Here is a 15807-nt window from a genome sequence, read left to right as displayed (position 1 = left end):
GGGCGCAGCCGAAATCGCTCGCCACCACCTGCAGGATGTCCTCATGACGCAACGGCCCACCGGGGGCATCGACGTCCACCAGCACCTGTGGCCGCCGGAGTTTATCGAGCAGCTGCGCCGTCGTTCCACTGCGCCGATGCTGCGCGGCTGGACGTTGCACACGTCGTACGAAGCGCCGTACGAGGTCGACCCCGCGGCACACGACGTCGAGGTGCGGCGCGCGGCCGATTCCGACCGCGCCGTCGTGGCGCTGTCGATGTCCACCCCGCTCGGTGTGGAGGCGCTGCCCCCGGACGAGGCCGCTCCCCTGCTCAGCGCCTGGCACACCGGGGTCGTGGAGCTCGGCGCCCCGTTCCTCGGGTGGGCCGCCGCCCCGACCCACGCGCCGGACCTGGCCGAGGTGGACCGGTTGCTCGGCATGAGGCGGATCGCGGGGCTGCAGGTAGGCGCCCACTCGATGGACACTCCCGCCGCCCTGGAGGCTCTGGCGCCACTGCTGCGCCGCGCCGAGCTCGCCGGGCGCCCCGTGCTCGTGCATCCCGGCCCGGTGCAGGCGCTGCCCGAAACCGACTGCCCGCGTTGGTGGCCCGCGGTGGTGCAGTATCCGGCCGCGCAGCAGGCCGCCTGGTGGGCATGGCAGGCGGTCGGCCGCGTGCTCCTGCCGGATCTGCGCATCTGCTTCGTCGCCGGAGCGGGCCTCGCGCCGCTGTCCATCGAGCGGTTCGCGGTGCGCGCCCGGGCCACCGCCCGCGCCGACGACGATCTCTTCGTGGACACCTCGTCCTACGGGCGACTCGGCGTGGATGCGCTCCGGGCGGCCCTCGGCCCACGTGCCATCGTCCTGGGCAGTGACCGCCCGTACGCCGAGCCGTTCGATCGGATCGCCGACCCGCGGCTGACCGACGCCGAGCGGCGCGCGTTCTGTCACGACAATCCCGCGCGGCTCCTCGGCGTCGCGGCCCCCTGACTCAGCGGCTCCGTAGGCGGTGCACCAGGTCGGGCACCACACGGCTCGCCGCCTGCAGATCCGCCGTCAGGTCACGGTCCTCCGGCTGAGCGAGACCGGGCCGCATCGACAGGAGCTGCGACCAGGGCGGCAGCCGATCGGTGAGGGTGAGCGCGCGAGCGGCGGTGAGCAGCTCGGCGGCGAGCAGGTCCTGGTAGGCGTCCCCGGCGGCGAGCGCGTCGACCGCCACGACGGAGGCGAAGCTCGCGTCGTCCTCCAGCCCGCGCGACAGGGTGACCGTGCCAGTGCCGGCTGCCGCAGCGGCGAACGAGCGCAACCGCGCGAGCGCCGACGCCGCGACCAACTCCACCAGCATCGTGCCCGACGCGCCGGGCGTGCCGTCGGCGAGGAACGCCGTGGCCCCGGTGAGCCCGGGGCTCGCCAGGATCGTCGTCCGACCGAGCCCCAGCTGGGCCGCCTGCACCAGCGCACCGAGCAGGCCCTCGAGCGCCTGCGCGAGGTACGCGGCGTGGAACGCTCCGTGATGGGTGACCCCGGTGTGCTCGTCGAAGACCGGGTTCTCGCTCGGCGCGTTCGCCATCGCCTGGACGACGTGGGCGGCACGGTCGAGCGCGTCCAGCAACGCGCCGTGGCCCTGTGGCATCGCCCGCAGTCCGAACGGGTCCTGGATCCGGGCCGGCGGATCCGCGTACCCGTCGTCGTCCAGCACCTGCCGCATGGCGATGCAGACCCGCCGGGCGCCCGGGAACGGGGTGGCCCGTTCGACGGCCGGCCCGAACGGCTCGACGTTGCCGTGCACCGCCCGCAGGGTGAGTGAGGCGATCGGCACCGCCGCTCGAGCGAGCATCTCGAGCCGGTGGATCGCGAGCGCAGCGTCCCCGATCGCCGCGGCGTTGCTGGAGATCAGAGCGAGCGCGTCGCCCGGTCGGACCCGGGGGCCCGCGGGGTGGTCCAGCAACGACAAACCCACCGTGGCCAGGGCGCTCAGATCACCGGTACCGATGCTGCCGCGCTCGAGCACGGCAGGAAGGGTGTCCGCGTTCAGCATGTCCAGCAGGGCGTCGAACGCGACCCGGCTGAGGCCGCTGCCACCGGCCGCCAGCTGCCCGATCCGCACGGCGACCATCGCCCGCACACGCACCGCGGCGCGGGGCGGGCCGAGCGAGGTGGCGTGCGAGCGCAGCACCCGGGCCAGCTGGCCGTCCGGATCCTGGACAGGGACGGACCTGTTGGCACCGACCCCGGTCGAGCGGCCGTAGACCGGGCGCTGGGCGGCCAGCCGCTCTGCGAGGGCCGCACCGGCGGCCACTCGGTCGCCGACTTCTCTTGTGACAGTAAACGATTCGTGATCCATCGCGATGCGCACGATGTCACCGATGCGCAACCCTGCAGAGGTCAGTTCCACGCCCACAGCCTCTCGCACCGTCCCCCGCCGGGCGGCGCGTCCGGCAGGGTCTCCCACACGGGAAGAAAAGGTGTCAGGCTACCGCCTAACGAAAACGCGCTGCTATGGAATGGAAACTGTTGTCCCCTGCCGGCCGGACCGCCTCCGTGGCGCCCGCGTCATCGACGCGCGCCGTCGATCGAGCGATGGCGCTGTTGTCGGAGGTGTGCGGCGAGCCGTCCCTGACCCTCACCGAGTGCGCCCGACGCACGGCACTGCCCGCCAGCACCGCCCTGCGGCTCCTGCGCACCCTCGAGAACTCCGGCTTCGTCACTCGCGACCCCGATGGAAGCTTCGGCGCGGGACCCCGGATGGTGCAGATCGGGACGCGTGCCCTCAGCAGCCACCGCCTCGTCGCGCTGAGCCGTCCGGCGCTCGCGGGCGTCGTCGACGCGACCGGCGAATCCGCCTACCTCGCGCTGCCCGGCCCCGGAAGGACAGCGGTCTACGCCGCGGCGCACGAGGGCACCTGGCCCATTCGGCACAGCTCGTGGATCGGCCGGGAGGTGGGGCTGGACGCGTACGCCGTCCGCGCCGCGCTCGCCGGCGAATCGACGCCGGAGGGCTACCTCGCCACCCGCGGACAGCTGGAGCCCGACATCACGGCGGTGTCCTCCCCGGTCCGGTCGCAGGACAGGATCGTCGCGGCCGTCACCATCCTCGGTCCGTCCTACCGGTTGACCGACAGCGCGTTGTCACACTGCGGTGCTGTGATTGCAGAAGCAGCGCACCGTCTCGAAGTCCAGCTCGGCACCTAGGAGAGATTGCGCATGATCCGCTTCGACAACGTCACCAAGCGATATCCCGACGGGACCGTCGCCGTGGACTCTCTCGACCTGACCGCCGAGACCGGCAAGATCACCGTCTTCGTCGGCCCGTCGGGCTGCGGCAAGACCACCAGCCTGCGGATGATCAACCGGATGATCGAGCCCACCCAGGGCTCCATCTGGTTGGACGACCGCGACACCTCCACGATCGCCACCCACGAGTTGCGGCGCCGGATCGGGTACGTCATCCAGCATGCCGGTCTCTTCCCCCATCGCACGATCGTCGACAACGTCGCGACCGTGCCGCTGCTGCTCGGCACCGACAGGAAGAAGGCGCGTAGCGACGCCATGGACCTGCTGGAGCGGGTCGGCCTGGACCGCGGCTTCGCCAAGCGCTACCCCGCACAGCTGTCCGGCGGACAGCAGCAGCGCGTCGGAGTCGCCCGCGCACTCGCGGCCGATCCGCCGGTGATGCTGATGGACGAGCCGTTCTCGGCCGTCGACCCGGTGGTGCGCGAGCAGTTGCAGGACGAGTTCCTGCGCCTGCAGGACGACCTGGGCAAGACCATCGTCTTCGTCACGCACGACATCGACGAGGCCATCAAGCTCGGCGACCGGATCGCCGTCCTGCGGGTCGGTGGGCATCTGGCGCAACTCGCGACGCCGGCCGACCTGCTCGCCCGACCCGCCGACGCGTTCGTCGCCGGGTTCGTCGGGCGCGACCGCGGCTACCGCGCCCTGGGATTCAGCGAGGGGCACGAGCTGCCGCACCACGAGGAACCCACCGTGCGGATGGGCGAGACGGCCCCGGCAGCGTCCGAGGCGGCCGAGTGGCTGCTCGCGGTCGACGGGGAGGCGCACCCGCAGGGCTGGATCAACGTCGAGCAGACCGCCGGACGCGAGGTCACCGAGGAGTTGCTCTACCGAGGCGGGACGCTGGCGACACAGGGTGGATCGCTGCGCGCGGCGCTGGACGCCTGTCTGTCCTCGCCGTCCGGTCGGGGCGTGGTGGTCGATGAGAACCACCGACTGCTCGGCAGTGCCCAGCTCGACGAGGTCGTGCAGCTCATCAAGAGCGAGCCCGGCCCGGCAGGTGCCGATGGCGACACCGGCACCGGCACCGGCACCCAGGGCACATCCGGCGCCACCGCGGCCGTCCTGCAGAAGGGTCCGGCATGAGCGGCTTCGCGAATGAGGTGAGCTCCTCGCCGCTCAGCTTCTGGAGCTACTTCATGGACCACCGCAGCGCGGACCTGCAGCTGCTCTGGTCCCACACGTGGCTTTCGGTCGTACCGGTCGTCCTGGGCCTGGTCATCGCGCTGCCGCTCGGGTGGCTCTCGAACCGGTTCTCGTGGAGCTACCCGCCGATCATGACCGTCTCCGGGCTGCTCTACACCATCCCGTCGATCGCACTCTTCGTGCTGATTCCGCCGCTGCTGCATCTCGACCAGCTCTCGGAACTGCAGGTGCCGATCGCCCTCACGGTGTATTCGGTGGCGCTGCTGGTGCGGGTCGTCGCCGACGGGCTCGGCTCGGTCAGTGAGGACACCCGCCAGGCGGCCACCGCTATCGGCTTCACCCCGCTGGCCCGCCTCCTCAAGGTCGACCTGCCGATCGCCGTGCCCGTGATCACCGCCGGCCTGCGGGTGGCCGTCGTGTCCAACGTCAGCATTGTGGCGATCGCCGGCACCATCGGCTTCCAGAACCTCGGCAACCTCTTCACGACGGGCTACCAGTTGTCCTCCGGCACGAGTCCGTACTACCCGCCCATCGTGCTGGGCCTGGTCCTCTGCGTGATCCTCGCGCTGGCGCTGGATGCACTGGTGATCCTGGCCGGCCGAGGGCTCACGCCATGGCGACGGGCGGCCCGAGGATGATCGGCAACGTCATCACCTGGCTCAACGATCCGTCGCACTGGCGCGGAACGGGGACGACCGACGGCATCGTCACCCAGCTGGAACGGCACATCTCCTACGTCGGCATCGCGCTGCTCATCGCGATGTTGATCGCCGTCCCGTTGGGCCTGCTCATCGGCCACACGGGCAGGGGCGGTTCGGCCGTCTCCCTCGCCAACGCCATCCGCTCGATCCCGAGCATCGGACTGCTGATCCTGCTGGTGGTGATCATCTCGCCGCACTTCCACGGCCGCACCCAGGCGGGATTCATCATTCCGACCGAGATCGTCCTCATGCTGCTCGCAGTCCCGCCCATCCTCGCCGGCACCTACGCGGGTGTGGAGAACGTCGATCCCGCCGTGCGGGACGCGGCCTACGGGATGGGGATGAAGGGCGGTCAGGTGCTGCTCAAGGTGGAACTTCCCAACTCCCTGCCCCTGGTCATCTCCGGGGTGCGCTCCGCCGCGCTCCAGCTCATCGCCACGGCCACCATCGCGTCCTTCGTGCCGCTCGGCGGACTCGGCCGGTTCATCTACGACGGTCTCGCCCAGCGCGACTTCCCGCAGATGATCGGCGGTGGCGTCCTCGTCGCCCTGCTCGCCCTGCTGGTCGACCTGCTCCTGGCAGCCATCCAGCGCATCCTCGTCTCGCCCGGGGTGAGCGGACGGTTCTCCAAGCGCGCGGACCGGCGCCGCGGTGCCGCGGGCGAGGCCGACTCCCGGGTGGCCGCCGTCGACGAGGCGGGGGTAACTGTCTGAGGGTCCACGGACCGGCACCGTCGAGATACAGATCAATTCACCAGCAAGCACTTCACCACAGGAGCACAGATGATCAAGCGCACCATCAGCATCGTCGCGGTCGCCGGCCTCGGCCTCGGCCTCGCCGCGTGCGGCAAGGACAGCTCGAAAACCGGCACTGGTAGCGGCAGCGCCAGCGGCAGTGCTGCGGCAGGCACCATCGCCTCGAAGCTGATCATGGGCGGTCCGGCCGAGTTCCAGACCCGGGCCGACGGGCTCCCCGGGCTGAAGAAGAACTACGGCGTCGCCTTCGGGAAGTACACCGTCACCGACACCGGTGGCCCGGTGACCATCGGCGCGCTGAAGAACGGCCAGGTCGACGCGGCCGACATCTTCACGACCGACCCGTCGATCAAGGCGAACAACTTCGTGGTGCTCACCGACCCCAAGCACAACTTCGCGGCGCAGAACATCGTCCCGCTCGTGAGCAAGTCCAAGGCGACTCCCGGGGTGCAGGCGGTGCTGAACGCGATCTCCGCCAGCCTGTCCACCGCGGCCCTGCGTGACCTGGTCACCCAGGCGGTCACGGACAAGAAGGACCCCGATGCCGTCGCCAAGAGCTTCCTGTCCGCGCACCCGGTCAATATGTCGGGCAAGGCGAGCGGCGCCTCGCTCACCGTGGGCTCCGCCAACTTCCCGGAGAACGTCGTGCTCGCCGAGATCTACGCGGAAGCGCTGAAGAGCGCGGGCGCCAAGGTGTCGACGAAGCTGAACATCGGCAGCCGCGAGAAGTACTTCCCGGCACTCAAGTCCGGGTCGATCAACGTCTTCCCGGAGTACAACGGCGCCGTGCTCAGCTATCTGCAGCAGGGGGCCACCGAGGCGAGCACGGCCGCCGTCGACACCGCCCTGGCCAAGGCCCTGCCCTCGAGCATCGTCGCGCTCAAGCCCGCCGAGGCCCAGGACAGCGACGCGATCGTGGTGACCAAGGCCACCGCCGACAAGTACAAGCTCGTGTCCATCGCGGACCTTGCGAAGAAGGGCTGACCATGATCAGACGCAGCATCAGCATCGTCGTAGTGGTCGGGCTGGGCCTCGGCCTGGCCGCGTGCGGCAAGGACAGCTCGAAGACCGGGAGCAGCAACGGCGCCACATCGGGCAGCAGCGGCACCGTCGCTTCGAAGCTCATCATGGGAGGCTCCGCCGAGTTCAAGACCCGCGCCAACGGCCTCCCGGGGCTGAAGAAGAACTACGGCGTTGTCTTCGGCAAGTACACCGTCACCGACACCGGCGGCCCCGTCACCGTCGGCGCTCTGGTGAACGGTCAGATCGACGCGGCCGACATCTTCAGCACGGACCCGTCGATCAAGAAGTACGGGTTCGTCTCGCTGAAGGATCCGAAGAACAACTTCGCGGCGCAGAACATCACTCCGCTGGTGACCAAGAGCAAGGCGACGCCGGGAGTCGAGGCGGTGCTCAACGCGGTGTCGGCGAAGCTGTCGCAGCAGGCGTTGGTCGACATGGTCTCCCAGGCCATCACCGACAAGGAGGACCCGGCGGCGGTCGCGAAGGCCTTCCTGGCGAAGAACCCGATCAACATGCCGGGCAAGGCCAGCGGTGTCTCGCTCAGCGTCGGTTCCTCGAACTTCCCGGAGAGCGTCGTCCTCGGCAACCTCTACTCCCAAGCGCTGGCGAGCGCCGGAGCCAAGGTGACCGACAAGTTCAACATCGGCAGCCGCGAGAAGTACTACCCGGCACTGAAGGCCGGATCGATCAACATGTTCCCGGAGTACAACGGCGCCCTGGCGAGCTACCTGGACAACTCGACCAGCGCCTCCAGCACTGCCGAGGTGATGGCCGCGCTGAAGAAGGCGCTGCCCTCCTCCATCGTGGCGTTGACTCCGGCGCAGGCGCAGGACAACGACTCGGTCATGGTGACCAAGGCGACGGCCCAGAAGTACCACCTGGTCTCCATCGCCGACCTGGCGAAGAAGGGCTGATCTTCTCGACCCACGGCCGTTGCGATCGTGTGCCGCCTCGTCCTGGACGTGGCGGCACACGGCGTTCATGCACAATGGCGTAGCCGACGCAGCCGAATGTTACTGGCTGGTAACCTTCGGCGGACCGACGACGTTCGCGACGCCGCGAGCGCCGACCCGATGGCCTTCCCAGGAGGATCGATGTCCGACGCACCCACTCTTCAGCTGCCCGACGGCGTGCAGGTGACGGGACCGTTGCAGGAGCGCTACGACGTCATCCTGTCCCCGCGGGCCCTGGAGCTGATCGCGCGACTGCACCGTGAGTTGAACGCCGACCGCCTCACCGCGTTGCAGGCGAGGACCGCTCGGGTCGCGCAGGTGGCCGCCGGCACCGACCTGGGCTTCCTCGACGAGACCCGCAGCGTGCGCGAGGACGACAGCTGGAAGGTGGCGCCCCTCGCGCCGGGGCTGGAGGACCGCCGGGTCGAGATGACCGGTCCGACCGACGCAAAGATGACCATCAACGCGCTGAACTCCGGCGCCCGCGCATGGCTGGCCGACCAGGAGGACGCCAACACCCCGATGTGGGGCAACGTCGTGCAGGGCCCGCTCAATCTGATGGATTCCATCGACGGCACCCTCGACTTCACCAGCGCCGAGGGCAAGGACTACAAGGTCGTGCCGTTCGAGCAGCAGCCGACCATCATCGTGCGGCCGCGGGGCTGGCACCTGCCGGAGAAGCACATCCTGGTCGACGGAGAGCAGACCTCCGGGTCCCTGGTCGACTTCGCGCTCTACCTGACGGCCTGCGGCCAGAAGCAGATCGACCGCGGGCACGGGCCGTACTACTACCTGCCGAAGATGGAGAGCCACAAGGAGGCGCGGCTTTGGAATCGGGCCTTCGTGCTGGGTCAGGACTTCCTCGACATCCCGCAGGGCACCATCCGGGCCACCTGTCTGATCGAGACCTTCCCCGCGGCGTTCGAGATGGAGGAGATCCTCTACGAGCTGCGCGAGCACTCCTCCGGCCTGAACGCCGGCCGGTGGGACTACCTGTTCTCGGTCATCAAGACCTATCGCACCCGCGGCGCCGACTACATCGTCCCGGACCGCAACACCGTGACGATGACCGTGCCGTTCATGCGCGCGTACACCGAGTTGCTGGTGCGTACCTGCCACAAGCGCGGCGCGTCGGCGATGGGCGGCATGGCCGCGCAGATCCCGAGCAAGGACGAGGAGACCAACACCGCGGCGTACGAGAAGGTCACCGCCGACAAGACCCGCGAGGCGAACGACGGCTTCGACGGGTCGTGGGTGGCGCACCCCGCGATGGTCAAGACCTGCTTCGAGGTGTTCGAGCAGGTGCTGGGCGGCAAGCCCAACCAGCTGGACAAGACCCGCGAGGACGTGTCGGTCGACGCCGCGGCACTGCTGGACGTGCGCTCCACACCCGGCGACGTCACCGAGGCCGGGTTGCGCTCCAACATCGACATCGCGCTGCAGTACCTGCGCAGCTGGTTGACCGGTCGAGGCGCCGTGGCCATCCACAACCTGATGGAGGATGCGGCGACCGCGGAGATCTCCCGTTCGCAGATCTGGCAGCAGATCAAGAACGGCGTCACCACGGCCGACTCGGGCACGCTCATCACCGCGGAATGGGTGCAACAGATCGTCGACGAGGTCATCGCCGGCCTGCCCGGCGACCCGGCCGACTACGAGGCGGCCAAGGAGACCTTCCTGCAGGTCGCCGTCGCCGATGAGTACGCCGACTTCCTCACCCTGCCGGCGTACGAGCGGATGCCCTGACGCCGTCCGCCTCACCGCATGAGCAGGCCGCCCGACCATCACCTGGTCGGGCGGTCTCGCGTTGGTGCGGGCGGAGGAATTACGCGGTACGTCGTGTTTCCGGTACCGCGCGTACCAGTTATCGAGTAGGCTAACTTTACTCACCGGAAACTAAAGACCACTCGTCCCGAAGGAGCGTCGCGCCATGAGTACGCACTCCAAACCGAGCCTTGCCGACAAGGGCCAGGCATTCGGGTTGCGCCTGATCGCCCGCGCCGGCGGTCTCGAGGCCATGAAGAACCCCTCCCTGCGCTCGAAGGTCGAGCGCATCCTCTACAAGGGTGCGCAGCACGGCTTCAAGGCCCAGACGGCCGCTGGCAAGGCATTCACCCGCAAGCCGGGGTCGGGTGCGGCCACCCGTCCGGAGCACCGCACGCCGCGGCGCGAGTTCGATCTCACGCCGTCCGAGGACCAGGAGATGATCCAGGAGGCGGCCCGCGAACTCGCCGACGAGGTCATCCGCCCCGCCGGCGGGCAGGCTGACACCGACCGCGCGGTGCCGGACGAGGTCCGTCGGCAGGCCGCGTCGATGGGCCTGACGCTCGTCGGCGTCCCGACCGACCTGGGCGGCGTCGCCGAGGAGGCCTCGGCGGTCACCAGCGCCCTGGTCATCGAAGAGCTCGCGCGCGGTGACATGGGGCTGGCCGTGGCCATCATGTCCTCCGCCGCCGTCGCCAACGCCCTCGTCAACTACGGGAGCTCCACCCAGCAGGCCACCTTCCTGCCGCCGTTCACCGATGAGGACGACCCGGCCTCCGGCGCCCTCGCGATGACCGAGCCGCAGCCGCTCTTCGACCCGCTGAAGCCGCGCACGGTCGCTCGCACCGATGGCGACGACCTCGTGATCGATGGAGAGAAGTCGCTCGTCGTCGGCGCCGCGAGCGCGGACCTGTTCATCGTGTCCGCGCTGCTGGACGACGAACCCCGTCTGATCGTGGTGCAGCCCGGCACCGACGGCCTCACCACGTCCGACGATCCGGCAATGGGTCTGCGCGCCGCGGCCACCGGGCGACTGCACCTGGCCGGCGTACGCGTCCCGGCGGGCAACCTGCTCGGCACCTCGGCCGACGTGGTCGACGCCGTACGCCGCGCCCGGTTGGCCTGGGCGGCAGCAGCCGTCGGCACCGGGCAGGCCGTGGTCGACCATCTGACGACGTACACCGTCGAGCGGACCGCGTTCGGCGAGCCGATCGCGCAGCGGCAGGCCGTGGCGTTCACGGTCGCCGACGCCGCGATCGAGGTCGACGCGCTGCGGCTCGTCGTGTGGCGGGCCGCCGCTCAGTTGGATGCCGGCCGCGATGCCGGAGCGTCCGTCGCCCACGCGCGCGCCCTCACCTCCACCTACCTGACCCGCGTCGGGTCAGACGGCGTGCAGCTGCTCGGCGGACACGGATTCGTCAAGGAGTACGACAACGAACGCTGGTACCGCGACCTGCGCGGTGCCGGGGTGCTCGAGGGCACCCTGCTGGTCTGACCCGGCCCGAGACTCGACGACAGGAGATCGATCGTGATTGATCTGGAAGTCCCCAAGAAGTTCCGGCCGCTGCTCACCCAGGCGGCATCGCTGGCGGACGACATGTTCCGCCCGATCAGCCGCAAGTACGACCTGGCCGAGCACGAGTACCCCACCGAGCTCGACCTGCTGTCCGCGCTGCTGGACGGGATGTCCGACTCCGGTGCGACTCAGGGCGCCGGCGCGCGCGGGTCGGCCCAGGTCAAGGACACCGACACGGCACCCGCGGGTGTCGGGTCCGGTCGCAACGATCGGTTGGGCAAGCCCAACAAGAACGGCGCCAACCTGTCGTCGGTGCTGTCGATCATGCAGACCTGCCGCGGCGACGTCGGCCTCACCCTCTCGATCCCCCGCCAGGGCCTCGGCAATGCGGCGATCGCAGCGGTCGCCAGCGATGAGCAGAAGGAGCGGTACGGCAACCGCTGGGCCGCGATGGCGATCACCGAGCCGGAAGCCGGTTCGGACTCAGGCGCGATCCGCACCACCGCGATCAAGGACGGTGACGAGTACGTCCTCAACGGCGAGAAGATCTACGTCACCGCCGGATCCCGTGCGGACCTGGTCGTGGTGTGGGCAACGCTGGACCGCTCGCTCGGCAAGCAGGCCATCAAGTCCTTCGTGGTCGAGACCAGCAATCCCGGCCTGCAGCTGGTGCGACTGGAGCACAAGCTCGGCATCCGTGCCTCGGACACGGCGGCGTTCCTGCTCCAGGACTGCCGGGTCCCGGCCCGCGACCTGCTGGGTGACCCGGAGATCCGCACCGAGGGCGGCTTCGGCGGGGTCATGCAGACCTTCGACAACACCCGTCCGCTGGTCGCCGCGATGGCCTGTGGTCTGACCCGGGCCTGCCTGGACCTGACGACCGAGCTGCTCGCCAAGGAGGGCGTCGTACCGGACGTCGACGCGCCGCTCACGGCCCAGCCGTATGCCGCGACCCGGCTGATCCAGATGGAGGCCGACTACGAGGCGGCGTACCTGCTGGCGTTGCGCGCCGCGTGGATGGCCGACAACGGCAAGCCCAACTCGATGCAGGCCTCGATGGCCAAGGCGAAGGCCGGGCGCACCTGCGTCAACGTCGCGCTCGCGTGCGTCGAGCTCGCCGGCGCGAGCGGCTACGCGGAGACCGAGTTGCTCGAGAAGTGGGCGCGGGACTCCAAGATCCTGGACATCTTCGAGGGGACCCAGCAGATCCAGCTGCTGATCGTGGCCCGGCGGCTGCTCGGCCTGTCCTCCAGCCAGCTGAAGTAGGTCGCGCTCAGCGGGAGTGCACGTTGCTGACGGCCGCGCGGACGACCGCCAGCAGCGTGTCCTGGTCGAGGCCGAGGTGGCGCGTCCGTTCCGCGAATTCCGCCGCGGCGGCGGCCGTCTCCGCCTGCGACCGATCGCCGGAGGAGCTGACGAAGGTGCCGGCCCGGCCGCGCGTCTCGATCAGGCCGGACTGCTCCAACCGGGTGTAGGCCTTGGCGACCGTGCCCGGCGCCACCCCGAGTTGCTCGGCGAGCCCACGCACCGTCGGCAGCTTGGTGCCGACGGGCAGGGTGCCGTCGTTCGACCCGGCGGCGATCTGCCGGCAGATCTGCTCGTACGGCGCGGTCGCGTCCTCCGGGTCGATGCGCAGGTCCGGGTTCACCACCCCATCGTCCCCGGTTCGCCCTTGAACGGGCCGACGACACGGCCGGTGATCCAGCCGCCGTAGAAACCCCCGGCCTGCGCGTCGACGCGCTCGCCGTCGACGCGGCATTCCTGCACCAGACCCGGCATGACCGCGACGTAGCCGCGCAGCATTTCGAATCCCGGGCTGGGGTCGGGGTAGGTCCACCCGGCGCGGCGCGCCGTGGAGCCCCCGCCGACCAGGTCGAAGTACGCGGCCACACCCTTGAACTCACAGAACGACGAGCCGTCGGTGGGGTGCAGCGCGCCATCGGCGAAGTCCGTGGCGGGCAGGTAGTAGGTGGGCGGGTGACTGGTCTCGAGCACGCGTACGGCGGCGCGACTGCTCGCGATGGTGGCCCCGCCCAGATCCACCTCTACCAGCTCGTCGGTGGCTTCGACCCGCGGCGGTCGCGGGTAGTCCCACACCGATTCCTGCCCTGGTCCCGGTGCAACCCTGCGTGCTCTGTTCATCCGACGCTCCGTCCTGCCCCTGGGTGATGCTACCGGCGCGTACGGGAAGTGAGATGCTGCGGGGAGAGACCGTCACGCTGGATCAACCCTGGAAGGACCCCGATGGATCTGGAATACACACCCGAGGAGCAGCAGTTCCGCGACGAACTGCGCACCGTCTTCTACGAGAAGGTGCCCGCCGAGATCCGCGAGCGCGTGGTGCGAGGGCAGATCAGCCGCGAGGACATCGTGACGAGCCAGCGGATCCTGCACGAGCACGGGCTGGCCGTTCCGCACTGGCCGACGCAGTGGGGCGGCAAGAAGTGGAGCGCGACCCAGCAGAACATCTACGTCTCGGAACTGCAGCGTGCCGCCGTCCCCACTCCCCTGGCGTTCAACGTGAGCATGGTCGGACCGATCATCGCCGAGTTCGGCAGCCAGGAGCAGAAGGAGAAGTTCCTCCCGGCCACGGCCAACCTCGACATCTGGTGGTCGCAGGGATTCTCCGAGCCCGAGGCGGGCTCGGACCTCGCTGGCCTCAAGACCACCGCGATCCGCGACGGTGACGAGTACGTCATCAACGGACAGAAGACCTGGACCACCCTCGGCCAGTACGGCGACTGGATGTTCCTGCTCGCCCGCACCAACCCCGGCGCGGAGCGCAAGCAGCAGGGCATCTCGTTCATCCTGGTCGACATGCAGACCCCCGGCATCGAGCGTCGCCCGATCAAGCTGATCGACGGCAGCGTCGAGGTCAACGAGTTCTTCTTCGACAACGTCCGCGTGCCGGTCTCGAACCTGGTCGGCGAGGAGAACAAGGGCTGGACCTACGCCAAGTTCCTGCTCGGCAACGAGCGCAACGGGATCGCCCAGGTGGGCACCAGCCAGCGGGTCTTCGCCGAGCTGGTCGACGCCGCCAAGGAGACCGACGTCGAAGAGGGCACCCTCGCCGAGGACCCGGACTTCCGCGCGCAGCTGCACACCGCCAAGATGCGGCTGCTCGCGCTCGAGGCGACCCAGCTGCGCGTCGCGGGCGCCTCCGCGGACGGCAAGCCCGACCCGGCGTCCTCGCTGTTGAAGCTCGAGGGCACCCGACTGCTGCAGAGCCTCACCGCCCTGCGGCTGGATGCCGGCGGCACCGACTCCGTGCTCGTCGGCGACACCGAGGGCACCGACGGCACCCCGGTCGGCCTGAGCAGCGAGCACGCCGCGAGCACGGCCGCCCTGCAGTACCTCAACATGCGCAAGCTGTCGATCTTCGGTGGTTCCAACGAGATCCAGCGCGGCGTCATCGCCAAGGCGGTCCTGGGTCTGTGACCCGCAGGACCCCGGCAGCCCCCTTCGACACGACGAACGAGAGCATCTGATGGATCTGACACTGAACGAAGACCAGGAAGCCTTCGCCGAGAGCATCGACGATGCCCTGGCACGCAAGTACACCGCGGAGTTCCGCGGGAAAGCTGCCGCCAGCGACGTCGGCTGGGACGAGAAGCTCTTCTCGACCCTGGCAGAGATCGGCGCGAGTGCGCTCACCATCGACGAGGAGCACGACGGCCTGGACGCCGGCGCGGGCGAGGTCTACGCCGCGCTCTACGCGCTCGGCCAGAACGCCGCCATCGAGCCGTTCCTCGACGGGGTCTACCTGCCGTCGTGGCTGCTCGCCGCGAGCGGGTCGGCGCCGGACGAGGTGCTTACCGCTCTCGCCTCCGGTGAGGCGATCGCCGCGGTCGCGCACTCCGAGCCCGGCCGGGTCTGGGACGCCGCGCCGTCCACCACCGCGACCGGCGACGGCGACGGCGACAAGGTCACCCTCTCCGGCACGAAGACCGCTGTGGCACACGCCGATCAGGCCAAGTGGCTGCTCGTCACCGCGTCCGGCGACGCCGGCTTCGGCGTCTACCTGGTGAACGGCGACGCCGAGGGCATCACCCGCACGGACGGCCGCACGGCCGACTGGACCCGGGTCTCACGGGTCGCCTTCGAGGGGACGCCCGCCACCCTGCTGGGCAGTTCCGGCGACGAAGCGCGTCGCACCTTCGACGCCGCGGTCGCCCGTGCCCGCATCGCGGTGCTCGCCGAGGCCGTAGGCCTGATGGACCGCGCGAGCAAGGTGACGGTCGACTACCTGAAGTCGCGCAAGCAGTTCGGGGTGCCGCTGTCGACGTTCCAGGCTCTGGTGCACCGCGCCGCCGATCTCTACGCCGAGGTCGAACTCGCTCGCTCGGTCGCGCTGTGGGCCACCGCGAGCCTCGAACGGGACGCGCAGACCGACGACACCGACGTCGACGCGACCGCCGACGACGCGTTCGTCTACATCGCCCACGCCGCACGGGTGGTCGCCGAGGAGGTCGTGCAGCTGCACGGCGGCATCGGAATGACCTTCGAGACCCCGATCAGCCACTATGCGGCTCGCCTCACCTCGATCGAGCAGTCGTACGGCGGAGTCGCCGCCGCCCGCCGCCGGGTCCTGAAGTCCGACTCGCCGCTGACCGCACCCACCGTCGTACGGAGCTGACCTCGACAGCGCACGAAGAGGACGCCTCGGGCACACAGCGAT

At 69.8% G+C, this 15807-nt stretch carries 15 protein-coding genes; 12 read left to right on the top strand and 3 right to left on the bottom strand.

The window, feature by feature from the left end; genetic code table 11:
- Positions 1-43 precede the first annotated feature (43 nt).
- Entirely contained in the window at positions 44-967 is a 924-nt protein-coding gene (locus J4030_RS06215; RefSeq protein ID WP_208048352.1) for an amidohydrolase family protein, read from the top strand.
- A 1-nt stretch (position 968) separates the two neighbouring features.
- On the opposite strand, the gene J4030_RS06210 is transcribed toward J4030_RS06215, so the two are convergent.
- The gene (locus J4030_RS06210; protein ID WP_208048351.1) at positions 969-2372 is read right to left on the bottom strand and encodes an aromatic amino acid lyase; all 1404 of its coding nucleotides are present in this window, start codon (positions 2370-2372) and stop codon (positions 969-971) included.
- 104 nt (positions 2373-2476) lie between these two features.
- Between J4030_RS06210 and J4030_RS06205 the strand changes: the two genes are divergently transcribed.
- From J4030_RS06205 to J4030_RS06165, 9 genes are all read left to right on the top strand, one after another.
- Positions 2477-3169 (top strand): IclR family transcriptional regulator, encoded by a 693-nt coding sequence (locus J4030_RS06205; RefSeq protein WP_279538097.1) that lies wholly within the window; start codon positions 2477-2479, stop codon positions 3167-3169.
- 12 nt (positions 3170-3181) lie between these two features.
- The gene (locus J4030_RS06200; RefSeq protein WP_208048349.1) at positions 3182-4357 is read left to right on the top strand and encodes an ABC transporter ATP-binding protein; all 1176 of its coding nucleotides are present in this window, start codon (positions 3182-3184) and stop codon (positions 4355-4357) included.
- Positions 4354-5055, top strand: coding sequence for an ABC transporter permease (locus tag J4030_RS06195; protein ID WP_243762968.1), 702 nt, complete (start codon positions 4354-4356; stop codon positions 5053-5055). The genes J4030_RS06200 and J4030_RS06195 overlap by 4 nt, the downstream gene beginning before the upstream one ends.
- On the top strand, positions 5031-5831 hold the full coding sequence (locus tag J4030_RS06190; RefSeq protein ID WP_243762967.1) for an ABC transporter permease: 801 nt from the start codon (positions 5031-5033) through the stop codon (positions 5829-5831). The genes J4030_RS06195 and J4030_RS06190 overlap by 25 nt, the downstream gene beginning before the upstream one ends.
- 69 nt (positions 5832-5900) lie before the next feature.
- The gene (locus tag J4030_RS18225; RefSeq protein WP_208048348.1) at positions 5901-6857 is read left to right on the top strand and encodes a glycine betaine ABC transporter substrate-binding protein; all 957 of its coding nucleotides are present in this window, start codon (positions 5901-5903) and stop codon (positions 6855-6857) included.
- Positions 6858-6859: 2 nt separating this feature from the next.
- Entirely contained in the window at positions 6860-7810 is a 951-nt protein-coding gene (locus J4030_RS18220; RefSeq protein ID WP_208048347.1) for a glycine betaine ABC transporter substrate-binding protein, read from the top strand.
- A 180-nt stretch (positions 7811-7990) separates the two neighbouring features.
- A complete protein-coding gene (gene aceB, locus J4030_RS06175; protein WP_208048346.1) occupies positions 7991-9595 on the top strand; it encodes a malate synthase A in 1605 nt (534 codons plus the stop codon).
- Positions 9596-9779: 184 nt separating this feature from the next.
- Positions 9780-11108, top strand: coding sequence for an acyl-CoA dehydrogenase family protein (locus tag J4030_RS06170; RefSeq protein ID WP_208048345.1), 1329 nt, complete (start codon positions 9780-9782; stop codon positions 11106-11108).
- A gap of 33 nt (positions 11109-11141) precedes the next feature.
- A complete protein-coding gene (locus J4030_RS06165; protein WP_208048344.1) occupies positions 11142-12395 on the top strand; it encodes an acyl-CoA dehydrogenase family protein in 1254 nt (417 codons plus the stop codon).
- Between the two features lie 7 nt (positions 12396-12402).
- Here J4030_RS06165 and J4030_RS06160 read toward each other — a convergent pair whose 3' ends face one another.
- A complete protein-coding gene (locus J4030_RS06160; RefSeq protein ID WP_307864589.1) occupies positions 12403-12777 on the bottom strand; it encodes a GntR family transcriptional regulator in 375 nt (124 codons plus the stop codon).
- A complete protein-coding gene (locus J4030_RS06155) occupies positions 12774-13271 on the bottom strand; it encodes a DUF427 domain-containing protein (RefSeq protein WP_208048342.1) in 498 nt (165 codons plus the stop codon). The genes J4030_RS06160 and J4030_RS06155 overlap by 4 nt, the downstream gene beginning before the upstream one ends.
- A gap of 102 nt (positions 13272-13373) precedes the next feature.
- On the opposite strand from J4030_RS06155, the gene J4030_RS06150 reads away from it, so the two are divergent.
- Together J4030_RS06150 and J4030_RS06145 are read left to right on the top strand one after the other, a co-directional pair.
- Entirely contained in the window at positions 13374-14567 is a 1194-nt protein-coding gene (locus J4030_RS06150; protein ID WP_208048341.1) for an acyl-CoA dehydrogenase family protein, read from the top strand.
- A 49-nt stretch (positions 14568-14616) separates the two neighbouring features.
- Entirely contained in the window at positions 14617-15765 is a 1149-nt protein-coding gene (locus J4030_RS06145) for an acyl-CoA dehydrogenase family protein (protein WP_208048340.1), read from the top strand.
- Positions 15766-15807: the final 42 nt, after the last annotated feature.

The sequence above is a fragment of the Allobranchiibius sp. CTAmp26 genome (assembly GCF_017565405.1).
In the GTDB taxonomy this organism is placed as follows: domain Bacteria; phylum Actinomycetota; class Actinomycetes; order Actinomycetales; family Dermatophilaceae; genus Allobranchiibius.
This window is presented reverse-complemented; position numbering and strand designations above follow the sequence as displayed.

Excerpts from the sequence above, each read along its gene's own strand:
- J4030_RS06195 (WP_243762968.1), top strand. The coding sequence starts at position 4,354 with ATGAGCGGCTTCGCGAATGAGGTGAGCTCCTCGCCGCTCAGCTTCTGG.
- aceB (WP_208048346.1), top strand. The coding sequence starts at position 7,991 with ATGTCCGACGCACCCACTCTTCAGCTGCCCGACGGCGTGCAGGTGACG.
- J4030_RS06205 (WP_279538097.1), top strand. The coding sequence starts at position 2,477 with ATGGAATGGAAACTGTTGTCCCCTGCCGGCCGGACCGCCTCCGTGGCG.
- J4030_RS06145 (WP_208048340.1), top strand. The coding sequence starts at position 14,617 with ATGGATCTGACACTGAACGAAGACCAGGAAGCCTTCGCCGAGAGCATC.
- J4030_RS06150 (WP_208048341.1), top strand. The coding sequence starts at position 13,374 with ATGGATCTGGAATACACACCCGAGGAGCAGCAGTTCCGCGACGAACTG.
- J4030_RS06200 (WP_208048349.1), top strand. The coding sequence starts at position 3,182 with ATGATCCGCTTCGACAACGTCACCAAGCGATATCCCGACGGGACCGTC.
- J4030_RS06155 (WP_208048342.1), bottom strand. The coding sequence starts at position 13,271 with ATGAACAGAGCACGCAGGGTTGCACCGGGACCAGGGCAGGAATCGGTG.
- J4030_RS18225 (WP_208048348.1), top strand. The coding sequence starts at position 5,901 with ATGATCAAGCGCACCATCAGCATCGTCGCGGTCGCCGGCCTCGGCCTC.
- J4030_RS06170 (WP_208048345.1), top strand. The coding sequence starts at position 9,780 with ATGAGTACGCACTCCAAACCGAGCCTTGCCGACAAGGGCCAGGCATTC.
- J4030_RS06215 (WP_208048352.1), top strand. The coding sequence starts at position 44 with ATGACGCAACGGCCCACCGGGGGCATCGACGTCCACCAGCACCTGTGG.
- J4030_RS06190 (WP_243762967.1), top strand. The coding sequence starts at position 5,031 with ATGGCGACGGGCGGCCCGAGGATGATCGGCAACGTCATCACCTGGCTC.
- J4030_RS18220 (WP_208048347.1), top strand. The coding sequence starts at position 6,860 with ATGATCAGACGCAGCATCAGCATCGTCGTAGTGGTCGGGCTGGGCCTC.